Source organism: Bacillus sp. FSL K6-3312 (assembly GCF_038007485.1).
Classification (GTDB): Bacteria; Bacillota; Bacilli; order Bacillales; family Bacillaceae; genus Bacillus; species Bacillus pumilus.
The window spans coordinates 109,175-133,906 of the sequence record NZ_JBBOXI010000001.1; the positions used below are offsets into that span (position 1 = coordinate 109,175).

General features: G+C 42.0%; 25 protein-coding genes and 2 other annotated features. All 25 genes read left to right on the forward strand.

Annotation, left to right across the window (positions count from 1 at the left end):
* Positions 1-54 precede the first annotated feature (54 nt).
* The 25 genes from radA to rpsG all read left to right on the forward strand — a co-directional run bounded on the left by radA (position 55) and on the right by rpsG (position 24,685).
* The gene (gene radA, locus MHI11_RS00590) at positions 55-1,434 is read left to right on the forward strand and encodes a DNA repair protein RadA (RefSeq protein WP_034620767.1); all 1,380 of its coding nucleotides are present in this window, start codon (positions 55-57) and stop codon (positions 1,432-1,434) included.
* Between the two features lie 2 nt (positions 1,435-1,436).
* A complete protein-coding gene (gene disA / locus MHI11_RS00595) occupies positions 1,437-2,516 on the forward strand; it encodes a DNA integrity scanning diadenylate cyclase DisA (protein WP_106066797.1) in 1,080 nt (359 codons plus the stop codon).
* Positions 2,517-2,669: 153 nt separating this feature from the next.
* Positions 2,670-3,770 (forward strand): PIN/TRAM domain-containing protein, encoded by a 1,101-nt coding sequence (locus MHI11_RS00600; protein ID WP_003217214.1) that lies wholly within the window; start codon positions 2,670-2,672, stop codon positions 3,768-3,770.
* Between the two features lie 13 nt (positions 3,771-3,783).
* Positions 3,784-4,473, forward strand: coding sequence for a 2-C-methyl-D-erythritol 4-phosphate cytidylyltransferase (gene ispD, locus MHI11_RS00605; protein ID WP_034665643.1), 690 nt, complete (start codon positions 3,784-3,786; stop codon positions 4,471-4,473).
* 3 nt (positions 4,474-4,476) lie between these two features.
* Positions 4,477-4,953 (forward strand): 2-C-methyl-D-erythritol 2,4-cyclodiphosphate synthase, encoded by a 477-nt coding sequence (gene ispF, locus MHI11_RS00610; protein ID WP_111913466.1) that lies wholly within the window; start codon positions 4,477-4,479, stop codon positions 4,951-4,953.
* A gap of 94 nt (positions 4,954-5,047) precedes the next feature.
* Positions 5,048-6,499, forward strand: a complete 1,452-nt coding sequence (gene gltX / locus MHI11_RS00615; RefSeq protein ID WP_340960183.1) for a glutamate--tRNA ligase — start codon at positions 5,048-5,050, stop codon at positions 6,497-6,499.
* Positions 6,499-6,730 (forward strand) — a binding site (T-box leader). It overlaps the preceding gene by 1 nt.
* Positions 6,731-6,811: 81 nt before the next feature.
* Complete coding sequence (gene cysE, locus MHI11_RS00620) at positions 6,812-7,465, forward strand: serine O-acetyltransferase (RefSeq protein WP_217013120.1); 654 nt, start codon at positions 6,812-6,814, stop codon at positions 7,463-7,465.
* Positions 7,462-8,862 carry a cysteine--tRNA ligase gene (gene cysS, locus MHI11_RS00625; protein ID WP_106066798.1) on the forward strand — a complete coding sequence of 467 codons (1,401 nt, stop codon included), beginning with the start codon at positions 7,462-7,464 and terminating at the stop codon, positions 8,860-8,862. The genes cysE and cysS overlap by 4 nt, the downstream gene beginning before the upstream one ends.
* A gap of 3 nt (positions 8,863-8,865) precedes the next feature.
* Complete coding sequence (locus MHI11_RS00630; RefSeq protein WP_003217007.1) at positions 8,866-9,297, forward strand: Mini-ribonuclease 3; 432 nt, start codon at positions 8,866-8,868, stop codon at positions 9,295-9,297.
* The gene (gene rlmB / locus MHI11_RS00635; protein ID WP_003217141.1) at positions 9,281-10,030 is read left to right on the forward strand and encodes a 23S rRNA (guanosine(2251)-2'-O)-methyltransferase RlmB; all 750 of its coding nucleotides are present in this window, start codon (positions 9,281-9,283) and stop codon (positions 10,028-10,030) included. The genes MHI11_RS00630 and rlmB overlap by 17 nt, the downstream gene beginning before the upstream one ends.
* A 2-nt stretch (positions 10,031-10,032) precedes the next feature.
* Positions 10,033-10,545 (forward strand): ribosome-dependent mRNA decay endonuclease Rae1/YacP, encoded by a 513-nt coding sequence (gene rae1, locus MHI11_RS00640; RefSeq protein ID WP_044139659.1) that lies wholly within the window; start codon positions 10,033-10,035, stop codon positions 10,543-10,545.
* Positions 10,546-10,608: 63 nt separating this feature from the next.
* Positions 10,609-11,265 carry an RNA polymerase sporulation sigma factor SigH gene (gene sigH / locus MHI11_RS00645; protein ID WP_003217132.1) on the forward strand — a complete coding sequence of 219 codons (657 nt, stop codon included), beginning with the start codon at positions 10,609-10,611 and terminating at the stop codon, positions 11,263-11,265.
* 76 nt (positions 11,266-11,341) lie between these two features.
* Positions 11,342-11,491, forward strand: a complete 150-nt coding sequence (rpmG, locus tag MHI11_RS00650; RefSeq protein ID WP_012008694.1) for a 50S ribosomal protein L33 — start codon at positions 11,342-11,344, stop codon at positions 11,489-11,491.
* Between the two features lie 35 nt (positions 11,492-11,526).
* Positions 11,527-11,703 (forward strand): preprotein translocase subunit SecE, encoded by a 177-nt coding sequence (gene secE, locus MHI11_RS00655; RefSeq protein ID WP_003216942.1) that lies wholly within the window; start codon positions 11,527-11,529, stop codon positions 11,701-11,703.
* 170 nt (positions 11,704-11,873) lie between these two features.
* The gene (gene nusG, locus MHI11_RS00660; protein WP_003217197.1) at positions 11,874-12,407 is read left to right on the forward strand and encodes a transcription termination/antitermination protein NusG; all 534 of its coding nucleotides are present in this window, start codon (positions 11,874-11,876) and stop codon (positions 12,405-12,407) included.
* A 171-nt stretch (positions 12,408-12,578) separates the two neighbouring features.
* On the forward strand, positions 12,579-13,004 hold the full coding sequence (gene rplK / locus MHI11_RS00665; protein ID WP_003216956.1) for a 50S ribosomal protein L11: 426 nt from the start codon (positions 12,579-12,581) through the stop codon (positions 13,002-13,004).
* 99 nt (positions 13,005-13,103) lie between these two features.
* Positions 13,104-13,802, forward strand: coding sequence for a 50S ribosomal protein L1 (rplA, locus tag MHI11_RS00670; protein WP_003217271.1), 699 nt, complete (start codon positions 13,104-13,106; stop codon positions 13,800-13,802).
* Between the two features lie 48 nt (positions 13,803-13,850).
* Positions 13,851-13,991: a sequence feature (ribosomal protein L10 leader region), on the forward strand.
* 69 nt (positions 13,992-14,060) lie between these two features.
* Positions 14,061-14,561 (forward strand): 50S ribosomal protein L10, encoded by a 501-nt coding sequence (gene rplJ, locus MHI11_RS00675; protein ID WP_003217048.1) that lies wholly within the window; start codon positions 14,061-14,063, stop codon positions 14,559-14,561.
* 41 nt (positions 14,562-14,602) lie between these two features.
* Entirely contained in the window at positions 14,603-14,968 is a 366-nt protein-coding gene (rplL, locus tag MHI11_RS00680; protein WP_003216952.1) for a 50S ribosomal protein L7/L12, read from the forward strand.
* Positions 14,969-15,064: 96 nt separating this feature from the next.
* Positions 15,065-15,670, forward strand: coding sequence for a class I SAM-dependent methyltransferase (locus tag MHI11_RS00685; protein ID WP_340960184.1), 606 nt, complete (start codon positions 15,065-15,067; stop codon positions 15,668-15,670).
* Between the two features lie 255 nt (positions 15,671-15,925).
* Positions 15,926-19,507: a DNA-directed RNA polymerase subunit beta gene (rpoB, locus tag MHI11_RS00690; protein ID WP_044139656.1), complete on the forward strand. Its 3,582-nt coding sequence runs from the start codon at positions 15,926-15,928 to the stop codon at positions 19,505-19,507.
* A gap of 61 nt (positions 19,508-19,568) precedes the next feature.
* Positions 19,569-23,168, forward strand: a complete 3,600-nt coding sequence (rpoC, locus tag MHI11_RS00695; protein ID WP_044139655.1) for a DNA-directed RNA polymerase subunit beta' — start codon at positions 19,569-19,571, stop codon at positions 23,166-23,168.
* A gap of 145 nt (positions 23,169-23,313) precedes the next feature.
* Complete coding sequence (locus MHI11_RS00700) at positions 23,314-23,562, forward strand: 50S ribosomal protein L7ae-like protein (RefSeq protein ID WP_003216985.1); 249 nt, start codon at positions 23,314-23,316, stop codon at positions 23,560-23,562.
* A gap of 112 nt (positions 23,563-23,674) precedes the next feature.
* Positions 23,675-24,094 carry a 30S ribosomal protein S12 gene (gene rpsL / locus MHI11_RS00705; protein WP_003216962.1) on the forward strand — a complete coding sequence of 140 codons (420 nt, stop codon included), beginning with the start codon at positions 23,675-23,677 and terminating at the stop codon, positions 24,092-24,094.
* Positions 24,095-24,214: 120 nt separating this feature from the next.
* Entirely contained in the window at positions 24,215-24,685 is a 471-nt protein-coding gene (gene rpsG, locus MHI11_RS00710) for a 30S ribosomal protein S7 (protein ID WP_003216884.1), read from the forward strand.
* The last annotated feature ends 47 nt before the right edge of the window (positions 24,686-24,732 follow it).

Sequence of the window (24,732 nt, forward strand, 5' to 3'; positions counted from 1 at the left end):
ATGCCTCCCTTTACTTATTTTCTGACCAGTATAAGGAGTTGTATTCTTCAATCTATGGCTAAGACAAAATCAAAATTTATATGCCAATCGTGCGGTTATGAGTCAGCCAAATGGATGGGGAAATGTCCAGGCTGCGGCACGTGGAACAGTATGACAGAAGAGGTCGTTCGCAAAGAGCCGGCAAACCGTCGGAGTGCTTTTAATCATTCTGTTCAAACCATTCAAAAACCTTCACCTATATCTGCAATTGAAACATCTGATGAACCCCGAATCAAAACGAATTTAGAAGAATTTAACCGAGTATTAGGAAGTGGAATTGTCAAAGGCTCTCTTGTTCTCATTGGCGGAGATCCTGGGATTGGGAAGTCCACATTATTATTACAAGTATCAGCACAGCTCTCAGACAAAAATCAGAATGTATTATACATATCTGGTGAGGAGTCCATTAAACAAACGAAGCTAAGAGCGGACCGCCTTGGCATAAAAAGCACCTCTTTACATGTTTTGGCTGAAACCGATATGGAGTATATAACGTCTGCTATACAAGAGATGAAACCCGCTTTTGTCGTGGTGGATTCAATTCAAACCGTTTATCAAAGCGATATTACGTCAGCTCCTGGGTCTGTATCTCAAGTGAGAGAATGTACAGCACAGCTGATGAAGATTGCCAAGACAAATGGTATTCCAATATTTATCGTTGGTCACGTGACCAAAGAAGGCTCGATCGCAGGTCCACGCCTTTTAGAGCATATGGTGGACACGGTTCTTTATTTTGAAGGCGAGCGTCACCATACGTTTCGTATCTTGCGTGCGGTGAAAAACCGATTTGGTTCGACGAATGAACTAGGGATTTTTGAAATGAGAGAGGAAGGGCTCACGGAAGTATTAAACCCATCCGAAATTTTCTTAGAAGAACGTTCGGCAGGTGTATCTGGTTCGTGTGTTGTTGCCTCAATGGAAGGAACAAGACCTGTTCTTGTCGAGATACAAGCATTAATTTCACCGACAAGCTTCGGAAATCCACGTAGAATGGCCACTGGTCTTGATCATAATCGAGTGTCACTACTCATGGCGGTTTTAGAAAAACGTGTTGGACTACTGCTGCAAAACCAGGATGCGTATTTAAAGGTCGCAGGCGGTGTGAAGCTTGATGAACCAGCAATTGACTTGGCCATTGCGGTCAGCATTGCATCGAGCTTTAAAGACGCAGCGCCGCATCAAGCGGATTGCTTTATAGGAGAGGTCGGTCTGACGGGAGAAGTCAGAAGAGTATCAAGAATTGAACAGCGTGTGCAGGAAGCTGCGAAACTAGGATTTAAGCGAATGTTTATTCCTCAGGCGAATATAGATGGATGGAAAAAGCCGAGAGGGATTGAGTTAGTCGGTGTAGAAAATGTAGCGGAGGCACTTCGAATTTCACTAGGGGGATCATAGAAATGGAAAAAGAGAAAAAAGGAGCGAAAGAACTCGATCTCTTAGATATCGTACAGTTTGTGGCACCAGGGACACCTCTTCGGGCTGGGATCGAAAATGTCCTGAGGGCCAATACTGGCGGGCTTATTGTTGTTGGTTATAATGACAAAGTAAAGAGTGTTGTCGATGGAGGATTTCACATTAATTCTGCCTTCTCTCCAGCACACTTATATGAATTGGCGAAAATGGATGGGGCCATTATTTTAAGCGATTCTGGTCAAAAGATCTTGTATGCGAATACACAGCTCATGCCAGATGCAACCATCCATTCATCGGAAACGGGCATGAGGCACCGTACTGCTGAACGTGTAGCGAAGCAGACAGGTTGCTTAATCATTGCGATTTCTGAACGGAGGAATGTCATTACCTTATACCAAGGGAATCGTCGTTACACGCTGAAAGATATTGGCTTTATTTTAACGAAGGCCAACCAAGCCATACAAACACTTGAGAAATATAAAACCATTTTAGATCACGCCATTTCTGCGCTAAGCGCCCTAGAATTTGAAGAGCTTGTGACCTTTGGTGATGTATTATCCGTGCTGCATCGTTACGAGATGGTGCTTAGAATCAAAAATGAAATCAATATGTATATCAAAGAGCTCGGAACAGAAGGACATTTGATCCGTCTGCAAGTCAATGAATTGATTACAGATATGGAGCAGGAAGCGGCTTTATTTATTAAAGATTACGTGAAAGAAAAAATTAAAGACCCGTATGTTCTGCTTAAACAGCTCCAAGATATGTCTAGCTTTGAGCTTTTAGATGACTCCATTCTGTACAAGTTACTTGGCTATCCAGCTTCTACAAATATTGACGAATATGTGTACACAAGAGGCTATAGATTGCTTCACAAAATCCCTAGACTGCCTATGCCAATCGTCGAAAACGTGGTTGAAGCGTTCGGTGTGTTAGATCGAATTATGGAAGCGGATGTACAAGATTTGGATGAAGTAGAAGGAATTGGAGAAGTAAGAGCGAAAAAGATAAAAAAAGGATTAAAGAGGCTGCAAGAAAAACATTATATCGACCGACAGCTGTAAGAAGAGAAATTTTCTCTAAACACGGTTAAAAATGGATGAATATGGGTATATTAATGATGCTTTTGTTTTCTATTGATCATGATAGGAAACTTAAACATATATCAATGTCAGGTGAGGGTGGATTGACAGATGAAAAATAAAGGAGGTGAAGGTATGTTAAAAAGAATCGTTCAGGCGTTTTTTATCATTTTTGGTGCAGTTGTAGGGATTTTTATCATTCCAGAGTTATTTCTGCTGTTAAATGTAAAGGACATACCTTTTATAACAAATGCTTACTCTTCAGCACTAATAGGAGCCGCTGTGTTCTTTATCATCGGTAAATGGTGCACAGGCTATGTGGTTAATTGGGTGAAATGGATCGAGGATTCTCTATTAAAGGCGCCTCTTCCTGATCTTATTTCTGGAAGTTTCGGATTAGTATTTGGACTTATTCTAGCATATCTTATTGTAAACGTGATCCCGCTAAACAATATCCCATATCATATTTTTGGTACTATTATTCCGATTTTCCTGGCTTTCTTTTTAGGATACCTTGGATTTCAGGTAGGGTTTAAAAAGAAGGATGAAATGATGGGGCTGTTCTCCCGATCTGCAAAGGTCACCAAGAAAAAAGGAGCAGCCGATGATGAACCTGAAATAGAAGATAAAAAGCTGAAAATTTTAGACACAAGTGTTATCATTGATGGAAGAATCGCAGATATTTGTCAAACTGGATTCTTAGAAGGTGTCATGGTCATTCCTCAATTTGTGCTCGAGGAATTACAGCATATTGCAGACTCTTCTGATGTATTAAAGAGAAATAGAGGCCGAAGAGGTCTTGATATTTTAAATCGTATTCAAAAAGAATTAGATATCAAAGTTGAAATTTACGAAGGTGACTTTGAAGACATTCAAGAGGTTGATAGCAAGCTTGTGAAGCTCGCTAAATTAACTTCAGGTGTTGTTGTGACAAATGATTTTAATTTAAATAAAGTATGCGAACTTCAAAAAGTAGCAGTGTTAAACATCAATGATCTAGCCAATGCGGTGAAACCGGTTGTGCTGCCTGGGGAAGAAATGAAGGTACAGGTCATTAAAGATGGGAAAGAGCATAACCAAGGTGTTGCTTACTTAGATGACGGTACGATGATTGTGGTCGAAGAAGGACGCAATTACATTGGAAAAGACATCGATGTGCTCGTCACAAGTGTGCTGCAGACTGCTGCTGGAAGAATGATTTTTGCGAAGCCAAAACTTCTGGAGAAGGCGCTCTAAAGGGAGAACGAACATGTATTATGAAGTAGTTATTCCGGCTGCGGGGCAGGGGAAACGAATGAAGGCCGGCCGCAATAAGCTTTTTATTGAGCTGAAAAGAATGCCGGTCATTATTCATACACTAAAGGTATTTGACGCTCATTCGCAATGCAAACGCATGATCCTAGCGATCAATGAAGAGGAGCGTCAAGACTTTGAAAGGCTACTCAAGGTACACGCTTTTCAAACGCCTGTTTCACTTGTCACTGGCGGTGAAGAACGTCAGCAAAGTGTATACGAAGGATTAAAGGCTGTGAAAGATGCGGACATCGTGCTTGTTCATGATGGGGCAAGGCCTTTTATTAAGCATACACAGATTGACTTGCTCGTTAAAGCAGCGATTGAAAAAGGCTCCGCAGTTGTAGCGGTACCAGTGAAAGACACAATCAAACGCGTTCAAGAAGGCAAAGTGGAACAAACCATTGAACGTCAGAGCTTGTGGGCAGTCCAGACCCCACAAGCTTTTCGTCATTCTATTTTAAAAGAGGCGCATGAATATGCAGAGCGGACCGGTTTCCTTGGAACAGACGACGCCAGTCTTGTGGAACAATTACATGGTGAAAACGTGTATATTGTCCAAGGAGATTACACCAATATTAAGCTGACGACACCGGATGATTTATTGGTTGCCAAGGCAATTATGGATGCGGAAAGAGGGTACTAGATCATGTTGAGAATAGGACAAGGCTTTGATGTACATCAATTAACAGAGGGGAGACCTTTGATTATCGGCGGGGTCACCATCCCTTATGAAAAGGGGCTGCTTGGGCATTCAGACGCTGATGTACTGCTTCACACAGTGGCAGATGCCTGCCTAGGTGCGATTGCTGAAGGAGATATCGGCAGACATTTCCCAGACACAGATCCTGAGTTTAAGGATGCGGATTCTTTTAAATTACTGCAGCATGTGTGGGCACTAGTAAAGGAAAAAGGCTACACACTTGTGAATATTGATTGCACCATCATGGCGCAAAAGCCCAAAATGGCACCTTACATTCAACCAATGTGTGAGAAGATTGCTGAAGCGCTTGAGGCAGATGTCACACAGGTGAATGTGAAAGCAACAACGACAGAGAAACTCGGATTTACAGGAAGAGGCGAAGGAATTGCCTCTCAGGCAACGGTGCTTCTTCAGAAAAGGTAAAACTCATTTTGATGAGAATGGGATTTGATGATAAAATACGTTTATAAAAAATTGGTGTCAGACAACATGATGCAGATGAAAGGAAGTTAAACTCATGGGAAATGAAGTGCGTGTTCGTTATGCACCGAGTCCAACTGGTCATTTACATATTGGGAATGCTAGAACGGCTCTTTTCAACTATTTGTTCGCACGCAGTCAAGGCGGCAAATTTATTATTCGAATCGAAGATACGGATCAAAAGCGTAATGTAGAAGGCGGAGAAGAAAGCCAGCTTCGCCACCTGCAATGGCTCGGTATTGAGTGGGATGAGAGCATTGATAAAGATGGAGGCTACGGCCCTTACAGACAATCAGAGCGTAATGATATTTATAAAAAGTATTATGACGAGCTGCTAGAGAAGGACTTGGCGTATAAGTGCTATTGTACGGCTGAAGAGCTAGAGGAAGAGCGTGAAGCACAAATCGCCCTCAGTGAAATGCCTCGATATTCTGGTAAATGCAGTCATTTATCAAAAGAAGAAGAGGACAAGCTGATTGCTGAAGGAAGAGAGCCAAGCATCCGCTTCCGAGTGCCAAAAGGAGAAATCATTAAATTTGACGACATGGTCAAAGGCGATATTTCATTTGAGACAGACGGCATCGGTGACTTTGTCATTGTGAAGAAAGATGGTACGCCAACTTATAACTTCGCTGTAGCAGTGGATGATTATTTGATGAAAATGACTCACATTCTCCGCGGAGAGGATCACATTTCGAATACGCCTAAACAAATCATGATCTTCAATGCATTTGGCTGGGATGTTCCGCTATTCGGACATATGACGCTGATTGTGAACGAGAACCGCAAGAAATTAAGCAAGCGTGATGAATCCATTATTCAATTCATCGAGCAATATAAAAACTTGGGCTATTTACCAGAAGCCCTGTTCAACTTCATTGCACTACTTGGATGGTCTCCAGTGGGCGAAGAAGAACTGTTTACAAAAGAGCAATTCATCGACATTTTCGATGTAAACCGACTTTCTAAGTCACCAGCTCTATTCGATATGCATAAACTAAAATGGGTGAATAACCAATACGTGAAAGCACTTGATCTTGATCAGGTTGTTGCGTTAACACTTCCGCATCTTCAAAAGGCAGGCAAGGTAAGCGAGCAGCTATCAGATGAAGAAAACACGTGGGTGCGCAAGCTGATTGCTCTGTATCACGAACAATTAAGCTATGGAGCAGAAATTGTTGAGTTAACAGAGTTGTTCTTTAAGGAGCAAATTGAGTATAATCAAGAGGCAAAGGAAGTTCTAGCAGAGGAGCAAGTACCAGAAGTCATGGCATCTTTTGCTGGTCAGCTTGAACGACTTGAATCTTTCACACCTGATGAAATCAAGGCTGCTATTAAAGCGGTACAAAAAGAAACAGGGCATAAAGGCAAGAAACTATTCATGCCAATTCGTGTGGCTGTCACAGGACAAACGCATGGCCCAGAACTTCCGCAAAGTATTGAACTACTAGGTAAAGAAACGGTATTAAACCGCATTAAACAAATATAAGGAAATCGTTGCGAGGGAGAAGTACAATGTTTTCGTCCATCACAGAAAGAGTCTTCACTGGCTGAAAGAGACTTATGGGCAGATGTTGGAAATGCACCCTCAAGACCCTTGAGGAACACGAGTACGTTAGTATGCAAGGGCGGTACCCTCCGTTATGGGATTAAGTTGAGAAGGCTGCGAAATGAGGGCTTTCTAAACAGAGTGGAACCGCGTTTTCAAAACGTCTCTGTCATATGACAGAGGCGTTTTTTATTTGTCCAAAAAAGAGAGCAAGTCCGAAGAGAGATTGATGGGGAAGAACGGGGGGAGCATGTGTTTTTCAAAATGCTGAAAGAAGATATTGATACTGTGTTTGATCAAGATCCTGCTGCTAGAAGCTATATTGAAGTAGTGCTAACCTATTCAGGGCTTCATGCGATTTGGGCTCATCGTATCGCGCATGCATTTTATAAGCGGAAGCTGTACTTTCTTGCGCGGATCATTTCTCAGGTCAGCCGGTTTTTCACAGGGGTGGAAATTCACCCTGCGGCAACCATTGGCAGGCGCTTCTTCATTGACCACGGCATGGGAGTGGTGATTGGGGAAACATGTGAAATTGGAGACAACGTCACTGTTTTCCAAGGCGTGACATTAGGGGGAACAGGAAAAGAAAAGGGAAAGCGGCACCCGACCATTTTAGACGATGCGCTCATTGCGACAGGTGCAAAGGTGCTTGGTTCCATTACAGTCGGAAAAGGAGCCAAGGTTGGAGCGGGATCGGTCGTGTTAAAGGACGTACCCGACCATTCCACTGTTGTCGGTATACCTGGGCGAGTCGTCGTTCAAAATGGTAAGAAAATCAATCGTGATCTCAATCATCAAGATTTGCCAGATCCAATTTCCGATCGTTTTAAAGAATTGGAACGAGAAATGGAAAAGCTAAAAGGTGAGCTGGCTTCATTGAGCAGAAAGGAAGAACAATCATGACAATCAATATTTATAATACATTGACACGTAAGAAGGAAGAATTTGTCCCGCTTGAGCCAGGAAAGGTCAAGATGTATGTGTGCGGACCAACCGTTTATAACTACATTCATATCGGGAATGCAAGGCCTGCTATTGTTTATGACACTGTACGTAAGTATTTAGAATACAGCGGCTATGATGTGAACTTTGTCTCAAACTTTACAGATGTGGATGATAAACTCATCAAAGCAGCCAATGAACTCGGGGAAGATGTCCCGACGATTGCTGACCGTTTTATTCAAGCCTACTTTGAAGACGTCAGTGCACTAGGCTGCAAAAAAGCTGACCTTCACCCGCGAGTGACGGAAAATATGGATGATATCATTGCATTTATTGCGACATTGATTGAAAAAGGCTACGCATATGAAGCAGAAGGTGACGTGTATTACAGCACACGCTCATTTGAAGGCTACGGAAAGCTTTCTCACCAGTCGATTGATGAACTGAAGACAGGTGCCCGTATTCGTGTAGGTGAGAAGAAACGAGATGCGCTTGACTTTGCTTTATGGAAGGCTGCAAAGGACCAAGAAATCTCATGGGATAGCCCGTGGGGCCAAGGACGCCCAGGCTGGCACATCGAATGCTCGGCCATGGTTAAAAAATATTTAGGTGATACGATCGATATTCATGCAGGCGGACAGGATTTAACCTTCCCTCACCATGAAAATGAAATCGCTCAATCTGAGGCTTTGACAGGGAAACCTTTTGCAAAGTATTGGATGCATAACGGATATATTAATATTGAGAATGAAAAAATGTCAAAATCACTTGGCAACTTTGTGCTCGTGCACGATATTGTGAAAGAACAAGATCCTGATGTACTTCGATTCTTTATGTTGTCGGTTCACTACCGTCATCCAATTAACTATTCAATGGACTTACTAGAGAGCACAAAGAGTGCGTTTAACCGACTCAAAACGTCGTATGCCAATTTACATCATCGCCTCGAGAGCAGCACGAATATCACAGAAGACAATGCTGAATGGCTGGCGAAGGTGGAAGAGCAGCGAGCGACATTTATTTCTGAAATGAATGATGACTTCAATACGGCAAATGCGATCTCTGTTTTATTCGAACTTGCGAAACAGGCGAATTATTATATGGAAAATGATCATACTTCGGAGGAAGTGATCAAGGCATTTATCGGCTTGTTCCAAGAAATCACGTCTGTTCTTGGCTTCTCATTAGAAGAAAAGCATACGCTTGACGAAGAAGTAGAAGCGTTAATTGAAAAACGCAATGAGGCTAGAAGAAATCGTGATTTTGCGCTATCTGATCAAATTCGTGACCAGTTAAAGAGCATGAATATTGTATTGGAGGACACTCCTCAAGGTACTCGCTGGAAAAGAGGAGAATAGGTCATGTTGAATTTTGAAAAGCTGAAAGACGGTAAACAGTTAAACGGACTTGCGCTTGCTTATATGGGTGATGCCATTTTTGAAGTCTACGTGAGGCATCACCTCCTCCAAACGGGGGCGACAAAACCAAATGAGTTGCACAAACGAGCAAGCAAAATTGTTTCAGCTAAATCTCAGGCAGCTATTTTATTTACGCTTCAGCAGCAAGGCTTTTTCACTGAAGCAGAAGAAGCGGTGCTGAAAAGAGGAAGAAATGCAAAATCAGGCACAGTGCCTAAAAACACAGACGTTCAAACGTATCGTTATAGTACGGCGTTTGAAGCGCTCATGGGTTATTTATTTATTGAAAAGCAGGACGAACGCTTAGAAGAACTGATTAGTCAGGCGATTGAAATCGGAACGTCAGGGAGGAAGACAAATGAGTCAGCAACATGATTATGTGATTGGGAAAAATGCAGTGATTGAAACACTGAAGTCAGATCGGGAGTTATACAAGCTCTGGATGGCAGAAAACACTGTAAAAGGACAAGCCCAGCAGGTCATTGAACTCGCAAAAAAACAAAATATCACCATTCAGTATGTTCCGAGGAAAAAGCTTGATCAAATGGTCACAGGTCAGCACCAGGGAATCGTTGCACAAGTAGCAGCATATGAATATGCAGAATTGGACGATCTATATCAAATCGCTGAACAACGGAATGAACAGCCATTTTTTCTTATCTTAGATGAAATTGAAGACCCGCATAATTTAGGTTCCATTATGCGTACAGCAGATGCTGTAGGTGCACACGGGATTGTGATTCCGAAAAGGAGAGCGGTCGGCTTAACGACAACCGTTGCCAAAGCATCCACTGGGGCAATTGAACATATTCCTGTTGCCAAAGTCACCAATCTTTCAAGAGCTCTTGATGAGATGAAAGAAAGAGGAATCTGGGTCGCGGGAACAGATGCGTCTGCCAAACAGGATTACAGACAATTTGATGGCACGATGCCACTTGCTCTCGTGATTGGCAGTGAAGGAAAAGGGATAGGCCGATTGATCAAAGAAAAGTGTGATTTTCTAATTAAGCTGCCTATGGCCGGAAAGGTCACTTCGTTAAACGCATCAGTTGCAGCTAGTCTATTGATGTATGAAGTGTATCGAAAACGTTATCCGTTAGGAGAATAGAGATGGACATCCTCTTAGTCGATGGATACAACATGATAGGTGCTTGGCCACGGCTGCAGCACTTAAAGGAAAACAGCTTTGAAGAAGCCAGAGACATACTGATTCAACATTTAGCAGAATATCAAGCATACACAGGGTATCGAGTCATTGTCGTATTCGATGCCCATATGGTCAAAGGAATCGAAAAAAAGCGGATCAATCACCGAGTAGAGGTCATCTTTACAAGAGAGAATGAAACAGCTGATGAGCGGATTGAAAAGCTGGCCCAGGATTTGAATAATATTCGGACGCAGATTCATGTGGCGACCTCAGACTTTACAGAACAATGGGCAATCTTTGGACAAGGAGCTCTTCGAAAGTCGGCTCGAGAGCTTTTAAGAGAGATTGAAGTGATCGAACGAAAGATTGAAACGAGAGTCAAAAAGATTACTTCTGATAAACCAGCATCTAAGATTGAATTGTCAGAAGATGTATTGAAAACGTTTGAAAAATGGCGGCGTGGGAATCTAGAATAGCTTGACGATATTTCAACCATTAATGTATAATATTTCTATCTAGGTGCGGTCGGGGGGATCGAAGTGAATCTAAACAACAGCAAGGATAAATCCATCAGAGAGCAATTTTGCCAGTTGGAAGATGAACAAGTCATTGAAAGGGTTCATGTCGGAGATAGTGATGCGCTAGATTACTTAATAACAAAATACCGCAATTTTGTACGTGCAAAAGCAAGATCTTATTTCTTGATTGGAGCGGATCGAGAGGACATTGTCCAAGAGGGGATGATCGGACTTTATAAGTCTATCCGCGATTTCAGAGAGGACAAGCTTACTTCATTTAAGGCTTTTGCAGAATTATGTATTACCCGCCAAATTATCACCGCAATTAAAACAGCTACTCGCCAAAAACATATCCCGTTAAATTCCTATGTATCATTAGATAAGCCAATATATGATGAAGAATCAGACAGAACATTGTTGGACGTCATTTCCGGTGCTAAAGCGCTTAACCCAGAAGATTTAATCATTAGCAAAGAAGAATTTGATGATATCGAAATGAAGATGGGTGAACTACTAAGCGAGCTGGAAAGAAAGGTTCTTGTGCTTTACCTTGATGGTAGATCCTATCAAGAGATTTCTGAAGATTTAAACCGTCATGTGAAATCAATTGATAACGCACTCCAAAGAGTAAAGAGAAAATTAGAGAAATATTTAGAGCTTCGCGAGATTAGTCTCTAATCAAACCTATATTGACAGCTTTTTCGACACTGTGATAAGGTACTAAGGAAATGATGTCGAGAAAATAGGTGTAAATATGAGGAAAAAGATTACTCTAGCCTGTAAAGACTGCGGAAGCCGCAATTATACGACAATGAAAAGTGATGCTTCAGCAGCTGAAAGATTAGAAGTTAAGAAATATTGCAAGACTTGTAATTCACATAAAACACATTTAGAAACGAAGTAAGATTTGCGTTCTTTAATCTGTGGAGGTCTTTTACAATGCGTATTATCAGTTTCTTAAAAAGTGTCGGGAAAGAAATGAAGAAGGTCAGCTGGCCAAAGAAAAACGAAATGATTCGTTACACAATCACTGTTATTTTAACAGTCGTATTCTTTGCAATCTTTTTCTCTTTTCTTGATATAGGAATCTCACAATTAATCGAATTAATTCATTAATACTTGAATAATGGTCTGCTGAACGTGCTATAATAGATCATAATATGACTTGCCAAAAAACCCGTTTTACGGGTTTTTTCAATTGCTTGAAAATATTTACCGGTACTCGAGATTCGTCAAATAGACATTACGAAATGTGGGGAGGGAAGGACTAAATAGTCCTGAACGAAATGGAAAAGAATTGGTATGTTGTGCATACGTACTCTGGCTATGAAAACAAAGTAAAAGCGAACTTGGAAAAGCGTGTTGAATCAATGGGCATGCAAGATAAGATCTTCCGCGTCGTCGTACCAGAAGAAGAAGAAACAGATATTAAAAATGGTAAGAAAAAAGTTGTCAAAAAGAAAGTATTCCCTGGCTATGTCCTAGTGGAAATCGTGATGACAGACGACTCTTGGTATGTTGTTCGTAATACACCAGGTGTTACAGGATTCGTTGGATCAGCTGGATCAGGCTCAAAGCCGACTGCGCTTTTGCCAGGCGAAGCTGAAACCATTCTGAAGAGAATGGGTCTTGAAGAACGCAAAACAGAAATCGACTTTGAATTGAAAGAAACAGTAAAGGTCATCGACGGTCCATTTGCGAACTTCACAGGCTCTATCGAAGAGATTGATTACGATAAAAGCAAAGTCAAAGTATTCGTTAATATGTTTGGTAGAGAAACACCCGTGGAACTTGAGTTCACGCAGATCGATAAATTGTAATTCAAAAGAGCTTGAAATGAGTGTATAGAAGTGGTAATATAGCAAAGGTACGTCTTGAGTTCGCTCAAGATCGCTAGCTAGTTATTTCGTCATTCATATAAAGAATGAAGTTGTTGAGTGGGAGGGGGATTCCCCTATTACCACATCACGGACTTTAAGGAGGTGTGTCTCGTGGCTAAAAAAGTAGTTAAAGTTGTTAAATTGCAAATTCCTGCTGGAAAAGCTAACCCAGCTCCACCAGTTGGACCTGCACTAGGTCAAGCCGGTGTTAATATCATGGGATTCTGTAAGGAGTTTAATGCTCGTACAGCTGACCAAGCTGGTCTTATCATTCCTGTTGAAATTTCGGTTTTTGAAGACCGTTCATTTACATTTATTACTAAAACTCCACCTGCTGCAGTTTTACTTAAAAAAGCAGCTGGTATTGAGTCTGGTTCTGGTGAACCTAACCGTAATAAAGTGGCAACTGTTAAGCGTGATAAAGTACGCGAAATCGCGGAAACAAAAATGCCTGACTTAAACGCTGCTAGCGTTGAATCAGCTATGCGCATGGTTGAAGGTACTGCACGCAGTATGGGTATTGTCATCGAAGATTAATTTATTGTCTTGTTGGGTTGCGAGTTTGGTTTTGACAAGTTCGCAACCCTTATTCGTGGGAGGTTATTCCGCTAAAACCACATAAGGAGGATTTTTATAATGGCTAAAAAAGGTAAAAAGTATGTAGAAGCTGCTAAGCTAATCGAACGTACTAAAGCGTATGATGTAGCTGAAGCTGTTTCTCTTACAAAAAAAGCAAATACAGCGAAATTTGATGCGACTGTAGAAGTTGCTTTTCGTTTGGGCGTAGACCCTCGTAAAAACGACCAACAAATCCGCGGTGCAGTTGTACTTCCAAACGGAACTGGTAAAACTCAACGCGTTCTTGTGTTCGCTAAAGGCGAAAAAGCAAAAGAAGCAGAAGCTGCTGGAGCAGACTACGTTGGAGATTCTGATTACATCACTAAAATCCAACAAGGCTGGTTCGATTTCGATGTAATCGTTGCAACACCTGACATGATGGGTGAAGTTGGTAAGATCGGTCGTGTACTTGGACCAAAAGGTCTTATGCCAAACCCTAAAACAGGAACTGTTACATTCGAAGTAGAAAAAGCAATCAATGAAATCAAAGCTGGTAAAGTAGAATACCGCGTTGATAAAGCTGGTAACATCCACGCGCCAATCGGAAAGGTTTCTTTCGAGGACGAAAAGCTTGTTGAGAACTTTGCAACAATCTATGACACAATCCTTAAAGCAAAACCTGCAGCGGCTAAAGGTGTATACGTGAAAAACGTTTCTGTTACATCTACTATGGGCCCTGGCGTGAAAGTGGATCCATCTTCTTTCTCTGCAAAATAAATCTTGACTTATCACAATCATTTTGATAATATCAAAATGTTGTAAAATAGAATATGTCCATTTATACCGTAGACAGCAGGGGCCTTATGGCTTAATTAACCCGCCGAGGTGTATATGTCACAGTCTTACGTTAACGTATGCTTGTATATACAGCCTCCATGTCTTAATGGAGGCTTTTTATATGGAGAACCGTTCGTTAGGAACGTGATGGCCTGATCGGTATAAGTGTTACACAAACAATGTACAGGAGGTGTAACCATGAGCAATGCAATCGATACAAAAAAAGTTGTCGTTGATGAAATTACTTCTAAATTTAAAGATAGTATGTCTACTGTAATTGTAGATTACCGCGGTCTTTCAGTTTCTGAAGTGACTGAACTTCGTAAACAGCTTCGTGACGCTGGCGTAGAATTCAAAGTTTACAAAAACACTTTGACTCGCCGTGCAGTTGAACAAGTTGAACTAACAGGTTTAAACGATTTCTTAACAGGTCCAAACGCTATCGCATTCAGTAACGAAGATGTTATCGCACCAGCGAAAATCATCAACGAATTTGCGAAAAGCCACGAAGCTTTAGAAATCAAAGCTGGTGTCATCGAAGGAAACGTAGCGACTGTAGAAGAAGTGAAGGCTCTTGCGGAACTTCCGTCTCGCGAAGGCTTACTATCTATGTTGCTTAGCGTTCTTCAAGCTCCAGTTCGTAACCTTGCTCTTGCTACTAAAGCAGTTGCAGATCAAAAAGAAGAACAAGGCGCTTAATGCGTACTTAACGTAAAAAACTTAAAATGGAGGAATTACAAATGGCTTTAAATATCGAAGAAATCATTGCTTCAGTTAAAGAAGCAACTGTACTTGAGTTAAACGACTTAGTAAAAGCAATCGAAGAAGAATTTGGCGTAACTGCTGCTGCTCCTGTAGCTGTAGCTGCAGCTGGTGGTGCCGCTGCTGAAGAGAAAACTGATTTTGATCTAGTACTTGCTGGTGCTGGAGACCAAAAAATCAAAGTTATCAAAGTGGTTCGTGAAATCACTGGTCTTGGCTTGAAAGAAGCTAAAGAACTTGTTGACAACACTCCAAAACCACTTAAAGAAGGTATTGCTAAAGAAGAAGCTGAAGAACTTAAAGCTAAGCTTGAAGAAGTTGGCGCTTCTGTAGAAGTTAAGTAATCTTCGCCTAATCTTTTGGGAAAGCTCGCTTTTACTGGCGAGCTTTTTCTTTTCTATTCTCCTGAAACGATTGAATCCAGAGGAGGTCCATTCACCATGAGTGACCACTATTATACGGAAAAGCCATCAGTGAAAAGCAATAAACAGACATGGGACTTCACCTTGAGAAACCGTACCTTTACTTTTACAAGTGACAGTGGAGTGTTTTCTAAGAAAGAAGTCGACTTTGGTTCGAGGCTTTTAATTGAAGCTTTTGAAGAACCTGACGTGGATGGCGATGTCTTAGATGTCGGTTGCGGTTATGGACCGATTGGCTTATCGTTAGCAAACGAAATGACGAGCCGCACCATTCATATGATTGATGTGAACGAAAGAGCAGTCGAACTTTCAAAGGAAAACGCTAAACATAATCGCATTGATAATGTCCGCATCTATCAAAGTGATTTGTTCTCGAATGTTCATTCATCAGCTGCTTTTGCCTCTATACTGACCAATCCCCCAATACGGGCAGGGAAGAAAGTTGTACATGCGATCTTTGAAAAAAGTGCTGATCATTTATTGCCGGAAAGTGAGTTGTGGGTGGTTATTCAGAAAAAGCAGGGCGGACCATCTGCGATTGAGAAATTAGAACAGCTCTTTGGAGAAGTCGAAGTTGTATTGAAAAAAAAGGGCTACTATATTATCAAAGCTAAAAAAGTTTGACGCAGTTTCCTAGCTGTGTTAACATTATAAAATGCCAATGTGTATATTTTGCTTGATAGGCTTAAAAAACAACTATTTTGTATAAATTATGCATATTTGGGAAAACTAATAAAATCGGTATTTGTTTTTGGATGTGGTTTTCTTATTTTAGAAACCCTTTTTTCTTTTGTCTTGTAAAAGTATTTCTTTACTGACATTTGAAAGGCTGAAATACTTTTTACACATATAATACGCATGATTTGAGGGGTGAATCAGTTGACAGGTCAACTAGTTCAGTATGGACGACACCGCCAGCGCAGAAGCTACGCACGCATAAGCGAAGTGTTAGAATTACCAAATCTCATTGAAATTCAAACCTCTTCTTATCAGTGGTTTCTTGATGAGGGTCTTAGAGAGATGTTTCAAGATATATCCCCAATTGAGGATTTTACTGGTAACCTTTCTCTTGAATTCATTGATTACAGCCTAGGGGATCCTAAGTATCCTGTAGCAGAATCAAAAGAACGTGATGTAACTTACTCTGCTCCACTAAGAGTGAAAGTTCGTTTAATTAACAAAGAAACTGGAGAAGTAAAAGACCAAGATGTGTTCATGGGTGATTTCCCAATCATGACAGACACAGGTACTTTTATCATTAACGGTGCGGAACGTGTAATCGTTTCTCAGTTAGTACGTTCTCCAAGTGTATATTTCAGTGGTAAAGTAGACAAAAACGGTAAAAAAGGTTTTACTGCGACTGTCATTCCAAACCGTGGCGCATGGTTAGAATACGAAACTGATGCGAAGGATGTAGTCTATGTACGCATCGATCGCACACGTAAGTTGCCGGTTACGGTTCTTTTGCGTGCTCTCGGCTTCAGCTCTGATCAAGAGATTCTTGACCTCATTGGCGAGAATGAATACTTACGCAACACGCTGGAAAAAGACAATACAGAGAATGCGGATAAAGCACTTCTCGAAATCTACGAGCGCCTCCGTCCTGGAGAGCCGCCAACTGTTGAAAATGCGAAAAGCCTGCTAGACTCTCGCTTCTTCGATCCGAAGAGATATGACCTAGCAAATGTTGGACGCTACAAGATTAATAAAAAGCTTCATATTAAAAATAGACTGTTCAATCAAAAATTGGCTGAAACGTTAGTTGACCCTGAAACAGGTGAAATTCTAGCAGAAAAAGGTCAAATTTTAGACAGAAGAGTTCTTGATAAAGTTCTTCCATACTTAGAAAACGGCATCGGATTTAGAAAGCTTTATCCAAATGGTGGCGTAGTAGAAGATGAAGTAGAACTTCAATCTATTAAGATTTATGCACCGTCTGATCAAGAAGGCGAGCAAGTGATCAACGTGATCGGGAATGCATACGTAGAGGAAGCTGTGAAAAACATCACGCCTTCTGACATCATTGCATCGATCAGTTACTTCTTCAACCTTCTTCATGGTGTAGGTGACACAGATGATATCGATCACCTTGGTAACCGTCGCCTGCGTTCTGTAGGTGAACTTCTGCAAAACCAATTCCGTATTGGTTTAAGCAGAATGGAGCGTGTTGTTCGTGAAAGAATGTCGATCCAAGACACAAACACGATCACACCTCAGCAACTGATCAACATCCGTCCTGTGATCGCTTCTATCAAAGAGTTCTTTGGTAGCTCTCAGCTTTCTCAGTTCATGGATCAAACAAACCCGCTTGCTGAATTGACGCACAAACGTCGTCTGTCAGCGCTTGGGCCTGGTGGTTTGACACGTGAGCGTGCAGGAATGGAAGTTCGTGACGTTCACTACTCTCACTATGGCCGTATGTGTCCGATTGAAACACCAGAGGGTCCAAACATTGGTTTGATCAACTCTCTATCTTCATTTGCAAAAGTGAATCGTTTCGGCTTTATTGAAACACCTTACCGCCGGGTTGATCCTGAAACAGGTAAAGTGACACCGAGAATCGATTACTTAACTGCTGATGAAGAGGATAACTACGTTGTAGCACAAGCGAATGCTATATTAGGTGAAGATGGTTCGTTTATCGATGATAATATCATTGCTCGTTTCAGAGGGGAAAACACCGTTGTTCCTCGAAACCGTGTTGACTACATGGACGTTTCGCCAAAGCAGGTTGTTTCTGCAGCGACAGCATGTATCCCATTCCTAGAAAACGATGACTCTAACCGTGCTCTAATGGGAGCGAACATGCAACGTCAGGCTGTGCCTTTGATGCAGCCGGAATCACCGATTGTTGGTACAGGTATGGAGTATGTATCAGGTAAAGACTCTGGTGCTGCTGTCATCTGCCGTTACCCAGGTGTTGTAGAACGTGTTGAAGCAAAAAATATTTGGGTTCGCCGCTATGAAGATGTCGACGGACAACAAGTCAAAGGAAACCTAGACAAATACAGCTTGCTGAAATTTGTCCGCTCTAACCAAGGGACTTGCTACAACCAGCGTCCAATCGTAAGTGTTGGAGATGAAGTCGTAAAAGGAGAAATCCTTGCAGACGGTCCTTCAATGGAAAAAGGTGAATTGGCTCTAGGACGTAACGTTATGGTCGGCTTCATGACTTGGGACGGTTATAACTACGAGGATGCAATCATCATGAGTGAGCGCCTTGTAAAAGATGACGTCTACACATCTATTCATATTGAAGAATATGAATCAGAAGCTCGTGATACAAAGCTTGGACCGGAAGAAATCACTCGTGATATTCCAAACGTTGGGGAAGATGCTTTGCGCAACCTTGACGAGCGTGGAATCATCCGTATTGGTGCAGAAGTAAAAGACGGAGACCTTCTTGTAGGGAAAGTAACGCCTAAAGGTGTAACAGAACTAACAGCTGAAGAGCGTCTATTACATGCAATCTTCGGTGAAAAGGCTCGTGAAGTACGTGATACATCTCTACGTGTTCCACACGGCGGCGGCGGAATTATCCACGACGTCAAAGTCTTTAACCGTGAAGATGGAGATGAATTACCTCCAGGTGTTAACCAGTTAGTCCGCGTATACATCGTTCAGAAGCGTAAAATTTCTGAAGGTGACAAAATGGCTGGACGACATGGTAACAAAGGGGTTATCTCTAAAATCCTTCCAGAAGAAGATATGCCGTATCTTCCAGATGGAACACCGATTGATATCATGTTAAACCCTCTAGGGGTACCATCTCGTATGAACATCGGTCAGGTACTTGAGCTTCATATGGGTATGGCTGCACGTTACCTTGGCATCCACATTGCGTCACCAGTATTTGATGGTGCGCGTGAGGAAGATGTTTGGGAAACGCTTGAAGAAGCAGGTATGTCCCGTGATGCGAAAACAGTCCTTTATGACGGTCGAACTGGTGAACCATTCGATAACCGTGTATCAGTCGGAATCATGTACATGATCAAACTGGCTCACATGGTTGACGACAAACTTCACGCTCGTTCAACTGGACCATACTCACTTGTTACGCAGCAGCCACTTGGCGGTAAAGCACAGTTTGGTGGTCAGCGATTCGGAGAGATGGAAGTATGGGCACTTGAAGCTTACGGTGCAGCATACACACTTCAAGAGATCTTAACAGTTAAATCGGATGACGTGGTGGGTCGTGTGAAAACATACGAAGCCATCGTCAAAGGGGATAACGTCCCTGAACCAGGTGTCCCTGAATCATTCAAAGTGTTAATCAAAGAACTTCAAAGTTTAGGTATGGATGTCAAAATCTTATCTGGCGATGAAAAAGAGATAGAAATGAGAGATTTAGAAGACGATGAGGAAACGAAGAAAGCAGACGGATTAGCGTTATCTAATGACGAAGATGCTGCAGACCTCGCACCTGTCGATCTTGAACGTGACGCAGTCACAAAAGAATAGCAGAAACGATTAGAGCAAGTGACTAGGGTATAACCCGAAGATTAAAAGGGAGGTAGGCCCCTTGCTAGATGTGAACAATTTTGAGTATATGAACATCGGTCTCGCATCACCTGATAAAATCCGTTCTTGGTCTTTTGGTGAAGTGAAAAAGCCTGAAACGATTAACTATCGTACACTGAAACCTGAAAAAGATGGTCTCTTTTGTGAACGTATCTTCGGACCGCAAAAAGACTGGGAATGTCATTGTGGAAAGTATAAACGCGTTCGTTATAAGGGTGTTGTATGTGACCGTTGTGGTGTAGAAGTAACACGGGCAAAAGTCCGTCGTGAGAGAATGGGGCATATCGAACTGGCTGCCCCAGTTTCCCACATTTGGTATTTCAAAGGTATCCCAAGCCGTATGGGTCTTGTCCTTGATATGTCACCACGTGCGTTAGAAGAAGTGATTTACTTCGCTTCATACGTTGTGACAGATCCGGGCAACACACCGCTTGAGAAGAAACAACTTCTTTCTGAGAAGGAATTCCGTGCTTATTTAGATAAATACGGTAATACATTCCAAGCAGCTATGGGTGCAGAAGCAATCAATAAACTTCTTCAAGATATCGATCTTGTAAAAGAAGTAGATGCACTGAAAGAAGAGCTGAAAACTGCTCAAGGACAGCGTCGTACACGTGCGATTAAACGCCTTGAAGTGCTAGAAGCCTTCCGTAACTCAGGAAACAAACCATCATGGATGATTCTTGATGTACTTCCGGTTATTCCGCCAGAATTACGTCCAATGGTTCAGCTTGATGGTGGACGTTTTGCTACTTCTGACTTAAACGACCTTTATCGTCGTGTCATCAACCGTAACAATCGTCTGAAACGTTTATTAGATCTTGGCGCGCCAAGCATCATCGTTCAGAACGAGAAGCGTATGCTTCAAGAAGCTGTCGATGCCTTGATTGATAATGGACGTAGAGGCCGACCAGTAACAGGACCAGGAAACAGACCATTGAAATCTCTTTCTCATATGCTGAAAGGGAAACAAGGGCGTTTCCGTCAAAACTTGCTTGGTAAACGTGTTGACTATTCTGGACGTTCCGTTATCGTCGTAGGACCACATTTGAAAATGTATCAGTGTGGACTTCCGAAAGAAATGGCTCTTGAATTATTCAAACCATTCGTGATGAAGGAACTTGTTGAAAAAGGTTTAGCTCACAACATCAAGAGTGCGAAGCGTAAAATTGAGCGCGTGCAGCCGGAAGTATGGGATGTTTTAGAATCAGTGATTCGCGAGCACCCAGTCTTACTAAACCGTGCACCGACTCTTCACAGACTTGGTATTCAAGCGTTTGAACCTACACTTGTGGAAGGACGCGCAATTCGTCTGCATCCACTTGTATGTACAGCCTACAACGCTGACTTTGACGGTGACCAAATGGCGGTTCACGTACCATTATCTGCTGAGGCTCAAGCTGAAGCTCGTATCTTAATGCTTGCTGCTCAAAACATTTTGAACCCGAAAGATGGAAAACCTGTTGTTACGCCATCTCAGGATATGGTGCTTGGTAACTACTACCTTACACTTGAGCGTAAAGGTGCTATCGGAGAAGGTATGGTCTTCAAAGATACTAACGAAGCCCTTATAGCTTATCAAAATGGGTATGTGCATCTTCATACACGTGTAGCTGTTGCAGCTAACTCGTTGAAGAATGTGACATTCACTGATGAACAGCGTTCTAAATTGTTGATTACAACAGTTGGAAAACTAATCTTTAACGAAATCTTACCGGAATCATTCCCTTACATGAATGAGCCGACAAAGAGCAATATTGAAGAAAAAACGCCTGACCGCTTCTTCCTTGAAAAAGGTGAAGATGTCAAAGCTGCGATTGAGAAACAAGAAATCAATGCGCCGTTCAAAAAAGGTATTTTAGGTAAAATCATTGCGGAAATCTTTAAGAGATTCCATATCACTGAGACATCTAAAATGCTTGATCGCATGAAAAATCTTGGTTTCAAATACTCTACTAAAGCGGGTATTACGGTTGGGGTGTCTGATATCGTCGTATTAGATGATAAACAGAAGATCCTCGAAGAAGCGCAAGCAAAAGTAGATAACGTTATGAAGCAATTCAGACGTGGTTTGATTACTGAAGAAGAGCGTTACGAGAGAGTCATTTCGATCTGGAGTTCTTCTAAAGATGTCATCCAAGGTAAACTGATGAAGTCCCTTGATGAAGTCAACCCAATCTACATGATGAGTGACTCTGGAGCGCGTGGTAACGCATCTAACTTCACTCAGCTGGCTGGTATGCGTGGTCTGATGGCCAACCCGGCTGGACGTATCATTGAACTTCCGATCAAATCTAGTTTCCGTGAAGGTTTAACCGTATTAGAATACTTTATTTCCACTCACGGAGCGCGTAAAGGTCTTGCCGATACAGCTCTTAAAACAGCTGACTCAGGTTACCTCACGCGTCGTCTCGTTGACGTTGCACAGGATGTCATCATCCGTGAAACAGATTGCGGTACAGACCGTGGAATCTTGGCGAAGTCCATTAGAGAAGGAAATGAAATTATTGAGAAACTTGAAGAACGTCTTATCGGACGTTTTGCAAGAAAACCAATTGTTCATCCTGAAACGGGCGAAGTCATGGTCGACGAAAACGAGCTAATTGATGAAGATAAAGCACTTGAAGTAGTTGAAGCAGGGGTTGAGGAAGTATGGATCCGTTCTGCATTTACATGTAACACGCCCCATGGTGTATGTAAACGATGCTACGGCCGTAACCTTGCAACTGGCACTGACGTTGAAGTCGGTGAAGCAGTTGGAATCATCGCTGCTCAATCAATCGGTGAGCCAGGAACACAGCTTACAATGCGTACGTTCCACACCGGTGGGGTAGCAGGAGACGATATCACACAAGGTTTACCTCGTATCCAAGAGCTATTTGAAGCGCGTAATCCGAAAGGGCAAGCGACCATTTCTGAAATTGATGGTGTTGTTGCTGAAATTAACGATGTTCGTGACAAGCAGCAGGAAATTGTGGTTCAAGGCGACGTTGAAACTCGTTCTTACACAGCTCCTTACAATGCACGTCTGAAAGTTGTTGAAGGTGACAAAGTCACTCGTGGTCAAGTACTGACAGAAGGTTCGATCGATCCGAAAGAACTTCTTAAAGTGACTGATATGACAGCTGTTCAAGAATATCTGCTTCATGAAGTACAAAAAGTATACCGTATGCAAGGGGTAGAGATCGGAGATAAGCACGTTGAGGTAATGGTTCGCCAAATGCTTCGTAAAGTGCGTGTCGCTGATGCAGGGGATACAGATGTATTACCAGGCACACTTCTTGATGTACATCAATTCACTGAAGCGAACAAAAAAGTACTATTCGAAGGCAAGCGTCCTGCAACAGGCCGCCCAGTTCTTCTTGGTATTACAAAAGCATCGCTTGAAACAGACTCATTCTTGTCTGCGGCATCCTTCCAAGAAACGACTCGTGTCCTAACAGATGCGGCGATCAAAGGAAAACGTGATGAACTGCTTGGCTTGAAAGAGAATGTTATCATCGGGAAACTTGTTCCAGCTGGAACAGGAATGCCAAACTACCGTAAAGTTAAGCCGGTTTCACAAGTGCAGCCGTCTGACGATATGGTTCCTGTAGAGTAATCTTTCTCGTGAGATTCCTATAAAATCATCAAAAAATGGTGAAGGATGTCAAGATAATCTGTCATATGATATTGACATCCTTCTGCCATGATGATAATATAACCAAGGTGCTCAAAATAAAACCTGTTACTTTGGAGGATATTCGATGTCTTATGATAAAGTATCACAGGCCCAATCCATTATTATTGGTACGAAGCAAACAGTAAAAGCTCTGAAACGAGATTCAGTAAAGGAAATCGTCGTAGCGAAAGATGCTGATCCTGCTTTAACAGCTAGTGTAACAAAACTAGCTCAAGAGAAGGGTGTAGACATTTTAGTGGTAGATTCCATGAAAAAGCTCGGCAAAGCCTGCGGAATTGAAGTTGGGGCAGCAGCTGTTGCCATTATGTTATAGCGTACTTGTTTTGTTTTTGCATGTGTAAATGCAAAAGCATTGTTTTTTGCCTTTTAATGAACCACCTGGGTATGTGGGTTATAAAAAAAGCAACGAAGGGAGGAATAACAACATGCCTACAATTAATCAGCTAATACGCAAAGGACGCGTGAGTAAAGTTGAAAACTCAAAGTCTCCTGCACTTAACAAAGGATACAACAGTTTCAAAAAAGAGCACACTAACGTAACATCTCCACAGAAGCGCGGGGTTTGTACTCGTGTCGGCACAATGACACCGAAAAAACCAAACTCAGCACTACGTAAATATGCTCGTGTACGTTTGTCTAACCTGATTGAGGTAACAGCTTACATTCCTGGTATCGGACATAATCTACAAGAGCACAGTGTAGTACTTATCCGTGGCGGACGTGTAAAAGACTTACCGGGTGTACGTTACCACATCGTTCGTGGTGCGCTTGATACTGCCGGAGTTGACGGTCGTATGCAAGGACGTTCTAAATACGGAACAAAACGCCCTAAACAAAGCAAATAATACAAACAAACATAAGGGTTTTTAGAAGTTGATATCAGATCAATGGAGTCAGGCAACTGACAATGATATTGAGATGAGAGACAGATAGAAATCCTTTTAAATGAGAAGGGAGGCTATCAGATGCCACGTAAAGGTCCTGTAGCAAAAAGAGACGTATTGCCAGATCCAATTTACAATTCTAAACTTGTATCTCGTTTGATCAACAAAATGATGATCGACGGTAAAAGAGGAAAGTCACAAACAATTCTCTACAAGTCATTTGATATCATCAAAGAACGTACTGGTAATGAAGCGATGGAGGTTTTCGAACAAGCCTTGAAAAACATCATGCCAGTTCTTGAAGTTAAAGCACGTCGTGTAGGTGGAGCTAACTACCAAGTTCCTGTAGAAGTTCGCCCAGACCGTCGTACTACTTTAGGTCTTCGCTGGTTAGTAAACTACGCTCGTCTTCGTGGAGAAAAAACGATGGAAGAGCGTCTTGCTAACGAAATCCTTGACGCAGCTAACAACACTGGTGCTGCTGTTAAGAAACGTGAAGATACACACAAAATGGCAGAAGCGAACAAAGCATTCGCTCACTACCGCTGGTAGGATTTATACCAAACTAAAAAAACTATTCCCTAATAAGGAAGGAGAAA

Bases quoted from the DNA above. Each gene is read 5' to 3' on its own strand.
- rae1 (WP_044139659.1), top strand. From the start codon at position 10,033: ATGGACATCCTCTTAGTCGATGGATACAACATGATAGGTGCTTGGCCA.
- rplA (WP_003217271.1), top strand. From the start codon at position 13,104: ATGGCTAAAAAAGGTAAAAAGTATGTAGAAGCTGCTAAGCTAATCGAA.
- MHI11_RS00685 (WP_340960184.1), top strand. From the start codon at position 15,065: ATGAGTGACCACTATTATACGGAAAAGCCATCAGTGAAAAGCAATAAA.
- rlmB (WP_003217141.1), top strand. From the start codon at position 9,281: ATGAGTCAGCAACATGATTATGTGATTGGGAAAAATGCAGTGATTGAA.
- gltX (WP_340960183.1), top strand. From the start codon at position 5,048: ATGGGAAATGAAGTGCGTGTTCGTTATGCACCGAGTCCAACTGGTCAT.
- MHI11_RS00700 (WP_003216985.1), top strand. From the start codon at position 23,314: ATGTCTTATGATAAAGTATCACAGGCCCAATCCATTATTATTGGTACG.
- MHI11_RS00630 (WP_003217007.1), top strand. From the start codon at position 8,866: ATGTTGAATTTTGAAAAGCTGAAAGACGGTAAACAGTTAAACGGACTT.
- ispF (WP_111913466.1), top strand. From the start codon at position 4,477: ATGTTGAGAATAGGACAAGGCTTTGATGTACATCAATTAACAGAGGGG.
- rplL (WP_003216952.1), top strand. From the start codon at position 14,603: ATGGCTTTAAATATCGAAGAAATCATTGCTTCAGTTAAAGAAGCAACT.
- rpmG (WP_012008694.1), top strand. From the start codon at position 11,342: ATGAGGAAAAAGATTACTCTAGCCTGTAAAGACTGCGGAAGCCGCAAT.
- rplJ (WP_003217048.1), top strand. From the start codon at position 14,061: ATGAGCAATGCAATCGATACAAAAAAAGTTGTCGTTGATGAAATTACT.
- rpsG (WP_003216884.1), top strand. From the start codon at position 24,215: ATGCCACGTAAAGGTCCTGTAGCAAAAAGAGACGTATTGCCAGATCCA.
- secE (WP_003216942.1), top strand. From the start codon at position 11,527: ATGCGTATTATCAGTTTCTTAAAAAGTGTCGGGAAAGAAATGAAGAAG.
- radA (WP_034620767.1), top strand. From the start codon at position 55: ATGGCTAAGACAAAATCAAAATTTATATGCCAATCGTGCGGTTATGAG.
- ispD (WP_034665643.1), top strand. From the start codon at position 3,784: ATGTATTATGAAGTAGTTATTCCGGCTGCGGGGCAGGGGAAACGAATG.
- cysS (WP_106066798.1), top strand. From the start codon at position 7,462: ATGACAATCAATATTTATAATACATTGACACGTAAGAAGGAAGAATTT.
- rpsL (WP_003216962.1), top strand. From the start codon at position 23,675: ATGCCTACAATTAATCAGCTAATACGCAAAGGACGCGTGAGTAAAGTT.
- disA (WP_106066797.1), top strand. From the start codon at position 1,437: ATGGAAAAAGAGAAAAAAGGAGCGAAAGAACTCGATCTCTTAGATATC.
- nusG (WP_003217197.1), top strand. From the start codon at position 11,874: ATGGAAAAGAATTGGTATGTTGTGCATACGTACTCTGGCTATGAAAAC.
- MHI11_RS00600 (WP_003217214.1), top strand. From the start codon at position 2,670: ATGTTAAAAAGAATCGTTCAGGCGTTTTTTATCATTTTTGGTGCAGTT.